The organism is Deefgea rivuli DSM 18356, from assembly GCF_000620145.1.
GTDB lineage: Bacteria > Pseudomonadota > Gammaproteobacteria > Burkholderiales > Chitinibacteraceae > Deefgea > Deefgea rivuli.
In genome coordinates this window covers 517701-531240 of record NZ_JHVM01000003.1, presented here as the reverse complement: position 1 = coordinate 531240, position 13540 = coordinate 517701, and the positions used below count along the sequence as shown (strand labels likewise).

Genomic DNA, 13540 nt, shown 5'->3' with positions numbered 1-13540 from the left:
CTCAATCAATACAGCCTGTAAGTTGGTGCAAATGATGTCACAGATGACAATGGTTATCAATACCATTATCATTTAGTTCGCCTTGGGGTAATGTCGCTCCGGTGGATTTATGTGAGGAATGTATGAAGCAACAACAATGGATACTGCGCCCGCTAGTGAAGGCCTTATGCGCCGCTGGAATTACGGTACTGGCCGGTTCTGTGCTAGCGAGTGATGCTGCATTACTGCAAGAGGTTGAGGTTGTAGGGGCAACGGAGGCCGATCAAGCGCGTAACGCAGGCGATTGGCTGGGGCGTGATAGTCGTGCCGCAACCAAAACAACCACGCCGCTCAATGAGTTGGCACAGTCTGTTAGCGTGGTCACGCAGGCGCAAATCGAAGCACAAATGCCAAAAACAGTGGTTCAGGCACTCAATTACTCGGCAGGCGCGTATTCGGGTTTATACGGCAGTGCCACTCGTTATGACTATGTGGCCTTGCGTGGTTTTGCTGACACCAGCATGGCCAATACAGTGCTAGATGGCTTGCGTTTGATGTCGGATGCTGGGAGTTTTAGTGCTTTCCAAGTTGATCCTTATTTCATTGAGCGAGTCGACTTAGTCCGTGGCCCAATGTCGGTGCTCTATGGCAATGCGGCACCCGGCGGGATGGTGGCGTTGATGAGCAAAAAGCCGCAAATGGAACGCCATAGTGAAGTTCGCGTCGATGTGGGAACAAATAACGAGCGTGCGCTTGGCTTTGATTTCACGGGAGGATTAACTGAAACATTGAGCTATCGCTTAACGGGTATGGGGCGTGCTGCCGATAGTATGCAAGATCATGCAAGTGAAGAGCGCCTCGCGTTGATGCCGCAATTAATGTGGAAACCCAGTGCAGATACGGCCTTATTGCTGCAAGCGTATTTGCAAAACGACCCGAAGGGCGGCTATCACAGCGGTACACCGTTTGAAGGCTCAGTGACCGAGCATGCTGGCCGTAAAGTGAGTCGCGAGTTTTTTGATGGCGAACCAGACAACGATCAATTTGATCGGGAACAGCGCATGGTCGGTTACCAATTTGCGCATCGGTTTAACCCCACGTGGGAGTTTCGACAAAATCTGCGTTACACCCGCTCAGATATTAATCTAGAGCAAGTCTATCAAAGTGGTTGGAGCGATGATACTCACTTATCTAGGGGGTATTCATTCTCAAATGAGAAACTAAATGGCCTAGCAGTTGATACCCGCATGCAGGGTGTGTTGGCAACAGGACCTTTGTTGCACGATGTTGTGTTTGGTGTGGATTACCAAACTCGTGAAAACGAAGGGTATTGGGGCTGGGGCAGTGTTGGAGAGATTAACGCGTTCAATCCGATTTATCGCCAGCACAGTATCGAAGATAAGGCGCAATCCAATTGGATTCGTGAATTCAGACAGCTTGGTTTTTATTTGCAGGATCAAGTTAGTGTGGGTGCATGGCGCTTTACGGGCGGGGTTCGCTATGATCGCGCACGCACTTCATCGCTCGATACCGATACGGCTATTTCTACCGACTGGGACGGTAGCGAAACCAGTACGCGCGTCGGGGCTTTGTATTTATTTGAGAACGGCCTTGCGCCCTATATGAGTTATAGCGAGTCGTTTGATCCAAGTAGTAATACCGACCAAAACGGTCAGGTCCTGCGACCTACTCGTGGAAAACAGTGGGAGGCCGGCCTGAAATATCAGCCCAATCCAAGGACTTTATTCACCGCCGCCGTCTATGACTTAGACCAAACTAATTTAGCGCGTATGGTGCCTGGCGAGTCTTATTTTGACCCAGTCGGAGCGGTGAACTCTCGTGGTTTAGAGCTAGAATCACACTTTGCGGTCACAGAGAATGTACATTTAATGGCCGCTTACACATATAACAAAATGTCGATCCAGAATGGGGTGCCGAATGAGGACGGCAACCGACCACGCCAATCGCCACAGCAGCTTGCCTCTGCATGGATCAACTACACCCCAGTAACAGGGGCTCGCATTGGGGGCGGGGCGCGCTATATCGGCAAGAGCTACGCTGATTTAGCCAATACGCTGATCGTACCTGATGTGACCGTATTCGATTTGTCGGCCAGCGTAGATTTGGGAATCTGGTGGGGATCGATGAAAGGCGCATCCGTGCAGATCAATGCACAAAATTTGTTTGATAAAGATTATGTGGCATCTTGCTATGACGAAAAGTATTGCTATTTCGGCAATGCACGTAGCGTAACAACCTCACTCAAATATGCTTGGTAAATAGCCTAAGTTTGATGCCGGCACTATCTAATACATAGCTTAGTGCTGGCTTGTGAGGACGAGATTCGTAGTTTAAAAACTAAAGTTTTATGACTTCGCTTTCTGGCTTGCTGAGGGTCGTTACTTGCCAAAGAATATTTGAGGAACTGCCCCGTGCTTTGTATGTCTGAATGAGGTCACTCTAACTAAGTTGGTTAAAAAATGAAACGCGAGATATCAGGATTTTTTTCTCTTGAGCGTCTGACTACAAAATGCAGGGCAATCAAGTTAAGTTGTTTTGTGGTTTGTTCTGCAGGGGCTGCTATTTATTGTAGGTCGTCGAGATGCGCTAATTAAGCTTGGGGCGGGAATTGGTTGCGGCAGTGTGTAGGGGGGACTTGAAAATTAAAATTATCGAAAATCCGAGCTAAGTGTATCAATACACACTAGTGATTGCCTTAAGGGTTATCAATGGTATGTTATGGGGCATTCTAGATAAAGGCTTGTAGAGCTAAACCAACACCACCGCAATATTCTATCGCGAAACTAAGCACTTACTAAGTGTAACCAAAAACACTGAGTGGCTTTATAGTTTTTAAGGCTGTAATCTTAGTTTGTAGCTAACTTGTTGATTTGATTGGTGCGCCCGACAGGAATCGAACCTGTGACCCTCAGTTTCGGAATGTAATTTTCCACCTAATCATGAAGAGTCATGATGTATCAAAACTCAATTAAATCAAGTGCTAATACTTTGGCGATACTCTGTGACTCTTCTTGATTTTTTGTGAGGCTGGTACTATAGCTGGCACTATAGAGTCAAGTGGTGGTGAAAATGGCTAGAAATCTGTTGAGCTATGAAACAGACGTGAAATCAGCCCCTGATAAGCTCCATGACGATGATTTGGGCGCTGAGCTAATCTTGAATGATGGTGATGGACTGCAATTACTCATCACTAGATCGGGGCGCTATTGGCGTTTTAGGTATTCATTGAATGGTGTGCGTATCGTTTGCTGGATGAATGGTGATCCAGTGGAGCGTATCGCCACGGAAACGACCGCCAAAAATGAACTAGCTGAAGCGCGTCGCTGGGCTGCATGGTGTCGTATGCAGAAAGCAGCCAAACTAGATATTCGTCAAGTCAGAGCTGAACGAGAGGATGCGATACAGCTGGCGCGGAAAGAGGTCGCACAAACGTTGGCTAAAATTGAAGCTGAGAAAGCTCGTCGATTAACCATGAATGACCTGTATGCACGCTGGGATAGTACGCACGGCCTGACGATAGACCCGCATTCCCGACTAGTTCGCCGCTCGCATTGGCATTGTTATTTAGGACCTGCCATTGGTGGCGTGCTCATTGAAGAAGCCAGCAAAAACGCGGTGATGGCGGCGTACGATGCTGCAGTGGCGAATGGTAAGGCGAATACGGCGCGTGACGCACTTGGATTGTTGGTTCAGCTTATCAAGTGGGGCGTAGAGCGTGGGTTGGTTGCCGAAGATCACAAATTAAGATTGTTTAAAAAGCCAGCACGAAAAACCAAAATTTCCGAAGACCAGCGCCCCGAAAATTTTAATGCAAATGATTTTATTGCCAAGCACGGCGATGAGGTCATTGGTCAAGACGGAGAAGAAGGTAAGGCAGGACGGGCGCTTCAGTTTTGCGAATTAACTGAGCTATTGCAAAAGAAGCTACCCGAGTCGGCACAGGCCATGACGGGAAAGTGTATTGTTCGTTACATGCTAGCAACAGGAGTTCGTGCATCGCAGGCAGTTAAGCTCCGCTGGGATTGGGTTTCAATGGAGCGCCGGATGGTGATTTATCCGACGGGTTCTATGAAAAAACACAAAATGCACCATGTTCATTTGAGTGATTTTGCTTTTCAGCAATTACTACAAATGCAATCTATCCGCACTAATGATTTTGTATTTCCTGCACCGATTAAAGCTGTGTCGCATGTGTTGCGTAGTAACGTCTCGACCGATATCACCACCCGACAGCATTACGCCGATGAAGACCTTGCCAAGCGGATGACAAAAAGCCGGGCTCGTAGCCAGTACAACTTATACAACCTATCCGGTGGGCGTTGGACGCTGTATGACTTGCGCAGAACGACCGCAACACGTTTGATGGAATTGACGGGGGCAGATTGGGATGTGGTAAAGCGGGTACTGGCGCATTCACAGAAAGCTCAACATGGCGAAACTGATAAATATGTGCGTTTTTCAAGGTGGGAAGAGCGGTGCGCAGCTCTTGATCAATGGGGCGCTGCATTAGCTGAGTGTGAATCTGGTGTTGTCCCCAATCATATCGCTAATAACGTGCTGGCGCTAAAACGCGCATAAATTGCTATGGCGGAGCTACCCAATAGTTACGAACGCGAACCATAAGTCACGCACCGAGTCGATTGGAGCCATTCAGCGCAAGCGTAGAACTGACGAATCGACCGACATGCAATCAGATGAAGCGCTAGTGGGGTAAGCTAATTCGAGTTACGCGCTGATGATGCTTTGCATTTGGCAGTGACGGAAAATTGAGGTGTAAAGCGATCAGCTTTTGGTTCAGTTTTCGGGTTGAAGTGGCTTGTGCGTAGTGAGTTAAACTGAGAAATATGGCTCCGAGCATAGAGATTAACTTTAAGATGTCTAGATTTACGCTGTGTCGGCTTAGGCCGAACAGCACTGGCACAACTCTAAAGTATGAAAGGCCGCAACCTGATGGTTTGCGGCCTTTCGTTTTTCAACCTTGGGCATCTACAGATCGGCCAAAGCGGCCGCTCATGTGTTTCTTCGCCTACAGCATGCAACTTACTTTTGCGTCAGCTACGGTACACGGTGACAATCAATAGTCAGCTGACGGCGGTCGGCCACAACCGGCCAATGAACATTTCATCAAAAAGCGGACATTCAGGCGTTCTTATTACAAACTGTGGGCGTATAAATGGAAGAACCCAGCATGAATCCCTACGACGGAATTGACTACCGCTACACTAGTTCGGATACGGATAAAGGCAAAGCAACCCGCCTCATCCAAAACATCTTGGGTTTCGCCCCTGAAATCAATGGACTCGATTACTCCTTAAATTTCTATAGTGGCGGCAGTGGCGTTGATGACAGGGTTGCAATACGCTGCAACGTCACTCCATCTGATTGGTCACTAGTTATTGCCAAGCTGAATTTAAAGCCCCCGTCCGAGGTGCTTCAGAGTCCTGATTGGGGAGAGGACCTCGCAGAGCTTGTTAGCAATTGCGCAGCACCAAGCGACATAAGTGCAGATTGCTGTAACTTTGTGAATGCCAATAAAAAGGTGTTTCAGGATACCGTTTCGTTTGATAATGCTCTCTGTTTTTCAGTCGAAAGCAATGTGAATACTTGGTGTGTAGTATGGGTTGTTGGGGAGCACTTGAACTACTTGAGCTTCGATCAAGGCTAGAAAAGTGATGAGGTGCATTGGCACACAAGGCCGGCACTTAACATCAGTTCTTAAGGTCCGCTTTTTCTGGGCGCAACTGGCTGCAATGGGTCGAGTGCAGAAGCACATACTTACCAAAAGGTAACACAAATGGTTTCCGGATTATTCCAAAGCAAACGTGAGTTTGACAGGACTGAAGGCCAATTCAGGCGAACGTATTTGTATATAACCGAAGTTGGTGACTTATATCTGTCCAATTTGCCGGAGTCCTCGAATACAAACGACATTAAAAACTCGCCGTCATGCTGGCAATCATCAACGCCTTTTATGCTGTCAATTTGCAAATTGCAGTTATTTCGAATTGGTTCGCCCAATATTACTCTAGAGATTAAGTTGACAAATGATTGCCTAATAGTGACTGACCCTGAGCAAGATGGCTGGGGTGGCTTTGGTGGCGTATATGAGCGAGTGTAACCAGTAGGATGTTCAACCTTAACTTGCGCACGCGGAACAACATTGTGGCGTCGAATAGGGTTTAATTGCTCCTTTATGTTTAGTGCGCAACGCTGTGTGTTTCACACCCTACAATTTCGCATTAAATGACCGCTTTGGGTCGTGAGCTGTCTGTGGTTGCAGCTATAGGCACATTTCGAGCATGATGTAGTTCACAGGCCGCAGTCGGCCATTAGCAGACTGTCAGAGCTTGTTTATTGATGGCCAAATCAGTATGCCACTACACAATTCGCTGCAGGCGCGACAGCCCTGACGGGCCGCGGCCTGAGCTCAAACGTTAGGCAGTAAAAATGCTTGAACTCCCGAAAATTGATCACGCTCTCGAAGAGGCTGCATCAAAGACCTGTTTCTTTACAGAAGGAGAATTTGAGGGCCGCAAAGTTAGAGTTAGCAGAGCAAACTATCTAGCGCTGCTATCCATGCGCGGGGCAGAAATCCCTGCAGAGGTCGAGAGGCTTAGATCCCTGTTCAAAGAAGTGCCAGAGAAAACACTGGAGGCAGATCTCATCAGTCTCCTAGCTGCTCTAAATTGGCGCTACCATAATATTGCTTGCGTATTTATTGCTCTTGGCTTCTCAAGCAGCCACATTTTGGAGGCGCTATGGATGAGGATCAAAGAAGGAAGCTGGGTCTCCCCTCAGCTAGCGGCCACGGCGGCGCTAGTTGACCCAAATTTCAAAGTTAAGGCTTCAGAACTTGTTTTGAGTAGCAGCACCCATTACAAGTCAACTGTGTCATTGGCTGAGCTCTTAAGGACGCAGCACAAGGCAAGGTTCCTGTGGGGAACCGCTCGTTCAAATATACTCGCTGCAAAAAAACAAGATCGAGATAATTCAGGGGCAATCGCACTCGGGTGGCTGGAGTCACTTCAGAATGCTATTGCCTAACAACTCGCTCAAGTGGGACGTCCACTTGTAGTGGCACACTAATTTTGGCCATCGACATAGAGGTTTTGACTGTCCGCAATGGCCGATCTGTTGATACTAAAGTTCGAAAATCGAAAGGCCGCAAACCATCAGATTGCGGCCTTTCGATTTTTGGGGTCATGCTAGTGCTGCTCGGCCAAAGCAGACCTAATTAGCGTAAGTGATTATTCGGTCAAAAACCAAAATCGCGATCATCGTCGCGCGGTTCGGCCAATAAAGTCGCTGGAGGCAGACGATCTGCAGAGTGACTCTGGTAAATGCGCGCCCGAGTGACATTGCGGGTGTTAATCATAGTAAAGCCACCGCTGGAGCGTTGCACCAGAAATACGCCCTGATCGAGTAGACCATTGAGCAGACTGACCCGTTCGGTCGCACTCGCGAGGCGACCTTTTACCTGTAGATAATATTCAAAACCGCCGTCAAACAAGACTTCGATCAGTGCTTCAAACGGCTCGCCAACGCGCGCCTGACCACTATATTCCAGCCGCCAGCGCATCCGACAGCTCTCCAGCTCGGCCAAAAAAACCGCGCGGCCATCGAGCGCTAGCGATTCATCGACATAACCATACGCGGGTAGCCGTGTAATAACATGCTGATAGGGTTGATCGGTGTGTACGTCGATCCAGGCAATGTGCTGCGTGGCAATCAGATTGACGACGCCCTGACTGGCGATGCAGAAACTACCACGCTTGAAAAGCAAACGCGGCTCAAGATACTCCATCCAGTCACGAATCAGCGAAGGGTCATTTTGCTCGTAAATGCCCACCCAGCCATCGGTGCGCTGTACATTGATGATGTTGCTCATCGTATTTCCTTGTGGGGTGATTGCCAATGTTGCTCGCAATGCATTAGCTATCCGTACCCCACCAGACAGGAGTTCTTATGCTTGAATGCAAGCTTAGATTAATCACAACGCAAGGTTGTCGTTCTATTTTCTGGCACTGACGTGGTATGAACCTGGTTACCGCAGTAAAAGCGAATACTGGTCGACTTCGCTTGATTATATGCTGGGTTGCCACACCACTGATTACCTGATCTAAAGTTGAAGTTAGAGTGCCCATTCGCTTCGCGTGCTAGCGCTTGCGTCAGATCACATCGCTGTGATGATCCATAACCATAGGTCGCGGATTCAATGCGCAGGATTCGACTATTGCCATTGCCGCCACTACCTCCGTTGCCGCCAAAATCGCCGCCGCCATTCATCATGCGCATCGCTTCACGAAAACCGTCGCGGAAACCTTGCTGATACTGATCACTACGTCCGCGCATCATTTCTTCTGGAACGTGCATTGGGCTGGACGCAAAACTCAGCGACGAAGTAAGTAATAGCGCACTCACGATAAGTGTTTTTTTCATTTCTTGATAACCGGTATTTTTCTGTATTCACGTCATCAGTAGTCCTATTGACACTGCAGTGATGCCAAGCATTTTTGCATTGTGCTAACAGGCTACTGATGTTATTCAATGGATGTATTAAGACTTAGGCTTAGGCTTAGCTTGTTCAGCAGCTTTAAGTGTTTTTACGCAAGCTTGCACATAGCTACGTTTTTCATCGCCGTTCAGGTTTTTCTCATCGGCAGCCGCTTCGCATTGGCCTGCACGTTCTGCGCCTTTAAGCGTAGCTGCGCATTGTTGGATGAATTTGGTTTTGTCTTCGCCAGTCAAGGCTTTCACTGTTGCGCGTGATTCACATACTTGAGCGCGATCAGCTTCGCGGAGAACTTTGACGCAAGCTTGAACTGTTTGTGTTTTTTCATCGCCAGTCAGTTTTTTCTCATCGGCTTTTGCTTCACATTGGCTGGTTTTTTCTGCGGTTTTCAGTGTTTGAACACAAGCATTCACATAGCGTTTTTTCTCTTGATCTTTTAGTGCTTTGCCATCAGCTTTGGCTTGGCAAGATTTAACGTGCCCAGCTGTTTGCAGCGTCGGAATACAGGCCGCAATATATTTTTCAGCTGCTTCGCCGCTGAGTTTTTTCTCTTGAGCTTTAGCAGTACACAGATCCTTTGCTGTTGGCATTGGCGTTTGGGCTTGGCTTGCTGCAGCAGCTAATAAGAAAATAGCGCACATTAGTTTTTTCATGGCTGACGTCGTCCTTGATGTGGTTTGTAAAAGGCTTGCAATTTCTGCCTGTAAATTGTAATTGTAAATTTATGAAAGCAATATTAAATGTTTGTTTTGCCACGCTTTCTTGTCAAAATTTGACTTGATGTTGGTTGTAAAACATGAATTAGGTTTAATTGGGCTGAAATATACCGTTTTAAGCTAATTTAAATGGTTCAAAATACACCCCCAAAGAGTTCTAACGAGAGAAGGAATAACGACCATCAAAAATGCGACCTGTACGATCAAAGTCGCAAACGTAGTTCAGTTTGCGTTGTGAACCTTCTTGAAAAAGAACGGTGCCTTCGCCTTTGAGCGCGCGTCCACTCAGTTTGCCTGTTTTAATCGACACGGCTTGAACCTCACCTTGATCTTCATTCAAATGTCGCTGCAAAACGGTGCTGCATTCATACTTGAGATAGGACATATCCTCTAATGGATTGGCTTTGCCAGTATTGAAGTCAGCTCGTTTGTCTTCTTGTTCTTTATTTTCCGGTTTAGAATTACTACTCACAATGGCCGCCAATGCTGCCAATCCAACTACGCCAGCACCAATTGCCAGAGCGCGGTTGCGGTTCTTGTGATCTTTTTCGTCATCAACGGATTTTTCGTTCACATTCCAGCTGATTAACTCTTGATGCTGAATGCGGCATGTAAACTGATGATCTTTGCCATCATTGCGGCCACGTACTTTGCCGTTTAAGTCGTAGGAATCCCTGCCTGTATCTTCTACGCTGTCAAAGCGAGCATCTTTATATCCAGATCTCCAACCGGCCACTTGATATGTGCATTCTCGCTTTGCGTCATACTCGCTATAGGCCTGAGCTAATGAGGCACTCAATACACACGACAGAGTGAATCCCAGCAAAGCACAATTTTTAATTATCATCTTAATCCCCAAAATATTAGTTTTGTAAGCAAAGGTGTAGTGGCTATAGTGATCAACTTATTTTGGCCACGTTGTTATAAGCAAAGCAGCATCGTACCCCCTGAACAAAATGGTTGATTTTGCGACCTGAGAGGAAGTAGTTGGCCGACTACCGTCAGCTGGCAGGCAATTGTCAGCCTTGATTGAAACTGACGCAAAAGTAAGATGAGCGATGTGGAAGCAAAAGCACATGAACGGCTACTTTGGCCGATCTCTCGATGCCCAAGGCTGAAAAACGAAAGGCCGCAAACCATCAGGTTGCGGCCTTTCGTATTCGGTGGTCACGCTTGTGCTACTCGGCCTAAGCGGACATGCATAAACCGATAGTCAATGACTCTTTTACACAGAACTCCGGACAATCTATTGCCAAATACAGCACTTCCTTTCAATGGCTGGCAGTTTCACTTCCTAATGGCTGCTGTATCATAGGCGCAGGATTAAACTAGGCCGGGCCTCAATCTTTGGGGGCGTCGTTTAAATTGCGAATAGAGGCAGGGAGGGATTATGGCGATATTGCAGGAACTCTTGATTTGGACGCAGGGATGAGCAAGTGCTCCAACTACGCCCATGACAAAGCGATGATGGGGGGCGTTGCTGTTCCTGATCCAGACGAACTGCTCACAGACATCCTCGCGTTGGAGAGCTGGCGTGCGCAGGTTCACAAGCGTTCGGAAGAGACCATTAAGAAGAGAAAGGCCGGGCCAGCGGTTGCTGCTGGAGCTGGCGCACAAGGGGCGCTAGTCTGAGACAATCACCTACCATGGTTGCTAGGGCGTTCGGTGTTCCTTTCGGGTCCAGCAGACCCTGCTATATGTCAGCTCAACCTTCAGGATGAATTCATGAACAAAACCGTTTTCTGGTCGTGGCAGAGCGACCTCTCTGCCACAACAACTAAAAACTTCATCAAGGAAGCACTTGCTCAGGCCTTAGAAGAGGTAGCCGAAGAGCTTGAACTTGAGGCGGCTGATCGACTCGAACTGGACCATGACACTAAGGGCGAGCCAGGGCTGGTAGAGATCGTATCCACGATCTTTAGGAAAATCGACAACTGTCAAATATTTGTTGCCGATATCACCCCTGTTGCCGAGATCACAACAAAAACGGCAACAAAGAAGATCCCAAACCCTAATGTCATGATCGAACTGGGTTATGCCATCCGTGAAGCAGGTCCGCAGCGCGTCATTACCGTTGCAAACCTAGCCTTTGGCGGCAAACCAGAGGAACTACCGTTCGACTTGCGGCACCGGCGTGGCGCGATCACTTATTTCCTTGACTCTGCAAAAGACCCGTCTATCGAAAAGATTCGGAAGGATCTGGTTAAACAGCTTGTGGCGGCGCTCAAGACGAATTTGACAGCGCCAAGAGAAGACCAGTTGATTCGCAATCCAATGCCAGCTTTGTCGGTAGTGGCTAGCGAGGATGTCCCGAAAGTTTTGGTGGTTAAGCAAGAGGTGCAACTGAACGATGTGCCATCGCTAACCGACATCGCGACCCGGACACCATTAAGATCAAAGGAGCAACAGGAGGGTCCTGCATCGCCGTTTGAAGGCTTTCAGCCGTTTGATACGCTGCTCCATCGCGGGCGCGTTAAGTCGTTCAGGGAATGGACAAAAGAAGAAATCGGTGGGTACAACAAGCGCGTGCAATGGTATTACGAAAAATATGAGACGTACCTTGAAAAGCTTAAAGAGTACAGATTGCTTCAGCAGCGATCTATCAGTATTCGGCTTGCCATTGCGAACCTAGGAACACGACCTGCGACAGATGTATGGGCACAAATCACATTCCCAGACGGTATCCAGATTTACGAAGATGATGATTTGCCAAAGGCACCAGATCAACCGACACCACCGCCTTTTGCCCCTCATGGAGTCGATAACGTCGGGATTTTGCAGCCTGCACGGCTCGATATGTCGTTATTTAAGAGTCCGCCACGCATAACCGATGACCATAAAACTATCACTTTTCGGACAGACAAGACGCAGCAGGGCTTTCAGAGGAAATTCCCATCATTCACGATTGTGATGAGCAACCAAGCGGATATCCGTTCGTTCGAGGTTAGCTATCAAATCGCAGCAGATGAACTACCACGACAAACAACTGGCAAGTTGTACTTCGACGTGCAACAAGCTTAGTAGGCCCAATTGAGTCGCCCAAGACTTTTAAAGACTGCGCAGTCCGCTTTGTGCGCTACTTGCTAACGAGCAGATGTACTAAATTTTGCATTAAATCTTTCACCTAGCGGCAAGCGACCGACTTTTTAAACAGAATAACGGCCAAAGCTGCCACTCATGTGTTTCTGCGCCTACACCATACAACGTACATTTGCGTCAGCTACGGTACGAGGTGACAATAAATAGTCTGCTGACGGCTGTCCCTGTTGGTTATTTACTTTCGGGCGTCATCAACCCCACATGTTTGAAAAGCAATGAAAAAAGCGCGTAACATACTGAGTTATACACGCAGATAAACCAAATATACACCTACACAGGTGTATATTTCACCAAGCCGACTAAACAATGAATTTGTATCAAACAAGAATTCCAGCACCGCAAGACTGGCAGCAACTACAGCGCATAACTGCGGATTTTTATAAAAGCAAATTTTCAGACTGCACTGTCGACGAGTATGGAACCCATGGGCAGGCTCAAGATGGCGTCGACGTTTACATATATAACGAAACCACTGCTGTCGGTGTGCAATGTAAATGCGTGGAGACTTTTACTGCCGATGATCTAGCCAATGAATTTGACAAGACAAAATCCTTCAAGAACCCGCTAAAGCATTACATCATTGTAGTGACAGTCAAAAGGGATACAAGGCTGGTAAACAAGGCTGTTGAACTAATGTTATCAAGCAAGAGAGGCATACGCATAGAGGTTAAGTTTTGGCAGCCTTTGGTAGAGGAACTGGCCGGGAACGAATCGCTTGCCAATAGATATCTGAACTTTGCCGTTAGAATCCCTGTTCACGTAGAAGCCAATGGAGCGTCAGCACTTATTGCCCTAGAGACAGAGGACTCAAGATTTGAATTTGTCGCGACAAAAATGGCCAGCTTTAAGGGGAAGTTTGAAAAACAAGACAACCTCATTTTGGTCACTTCTCTTCAGGGTGAGAAAAAAGCACACTACCACTCGCTTGGAAACGGGCATTGGACCGACTTCCACAAAGTAATTGGGGTTACAAAGCTAGATGCCTTCGCTACTTGGGTCTGGTTTTCTAGGTTTAGTAACTTTGAGGAAATCTCTGAGACGTCAGGAGATGTTCAAAACATTCTATTCACAAATGACGAGCTAAACCGCATCAGGTGCGCTTGAATGGTCCTAGAGAGTAACCGCGTCGCCCACAATCAAATCTAACCCTTCGCTCTAGAGAGACACTGCGCCGGCAAGTCGGCTTTGGCCGAGTAGCTCAGCTGCAAAACCA

Annotated in this window: 10 protein-coding genes; 6 read left to right on the top strand and 4 right to left on the bottom strand. The window is 47.6% G+C overall.

Annotation, left to right across the window (positions count from 1 at the left end):
• Positions 1-122: 122 nt before the first annotated feature.
• The 4 genes from Q320_RS18130 (at position 123) to Q320_RS0102375 (ending at position 7044) form a co-directional block, all read left to right on the top strand.
• Positions 123-2258, top strand: a complete 2136-nt coding sequence (locus tag Q320_RS18130; RefSeq protein ID WP_051534395.1) for a TonB-dependent siderophore receptor — start codon at positions 123-125, stop codon at positions 2256-2258.
• 898 nt (positions 2259-3156) lie between these two features.
• The gene (locus tag Q320_RS0102385) at positions 3157-4578 is read left to right on the top strand and encodes a tyrosine-type recombinase/integrase (protein WP_169734426.1); all 1422 of its coding nucleotides are present in this window, start codon (positions 3157-3159) and stop codon (positions 4576-4578) included.
• 595 nt (positions 4579-5173) lie between these two features.
• Positions 5174-5665 carry a hypothetical protein gene (locus Q320_RS0102380; protein ID WP_156938954.1) on the top strand — a complete coding sequence of 164 codons (492 nt, stop codon included), beginning with the start codon at positions 5174-5176 and terminating at the stop codon, positions 5663-5665.
• A 782-nt stretch (positions 5666-6447) separates the two neighbouring features.
• Positions 6448-7044 carry a hypothetical protein gene (locus Q320_RS0102375; protein ID WP_027467678.1) on the top strand — a complete coding sequence of 199 codons (597 nt, stop codon included), beginning with the start codon at positions 6448-6450 and terminating at the stop codon, positions 7042-7044.
• A 211-nt stretch (positions 7045-7255) separates the two neighbouring features.
• Here the strand turns inward: Q320_RS0102375 and Q320_RS0102370 are convergent, their stop codons facing one another.
• The 4 genes from Q320_RS0102370 to Q320_RS0102355 form a co-directional block, all read right to left on the bottom strand.
• A complete protein-coding gene (locus tag Q320_RS0102370) occupies positions 7256-7888 on the bottom strand; it encodes a hypothetical protein (protein ID WP_027467677.1) in 633 nt (210 codons plus the stop codon).
• A gap of 98 nt (positions 7889-7986) precedes the next feature.
• A complete protein-coding gene (locus Q320_RS18125) occupies positions 7987-8439 on the bottom strand; it encodes a hypothetical protein (protein WP_035851733.1) in 453 nt (150 codons plus the stop codon).
• A gap of 117 nt (positions 8440-8556) precedes the next feature.
• A complete protein-coding gene (locus Q320_RS20540) occupies positions 8557-9165 on the bottom strand; it encodes a hypothetical protein (RefSeq protein ID WP_051534394.1) in 609 nt (202 codons plus the stop codon).
• Between the two features lie 220 nt (positions 9166-9385).
• Positions 9386-10075 carry a hypothetical protein gene (locus tag Q320_RS0102355; RefSeq protein WP_156938953.1) on the bottom strand — a complete coding sequence of 230 codons (690 nt, stop codon included), beginning with the start codon at positions 10073-10075 and terminating at the stop codon, positions 9386-9388.
• Positions 10076-10953: 878 nt separating this feature from the next.
• Between Q320_RS0102355 and Q320_RS20535 the strand changes: the two genes are divergently transcribed.
• Both Q320_RS20535 and Q320_RS0102340 read left to right on the top strand, forming a co-directional pair.
• Positions 10954-12249, top strand: coding sequence for a TIR domain-containing protein (locus tag Q320_RS20535; RefSeq protein WP_051534393.1), 1296 nt, complete (start codon positions 10954-10956; stop codon positions 12247-12249).
• A 384-nt stretch (positions 12250-12633) separates the two neighbouring features.
• Positions 12634-13431 (top strand): hypothetical protein, encoded by a 798-nt coding sequence (locus Q320_RS0102340; protein ID WP_027467674.1) that lies wholly within the window; start codon positions 12634-12636, stop codon positions 13429-13431.
• Positions 13432-13540: the final 109 nt, after the last annotated feature.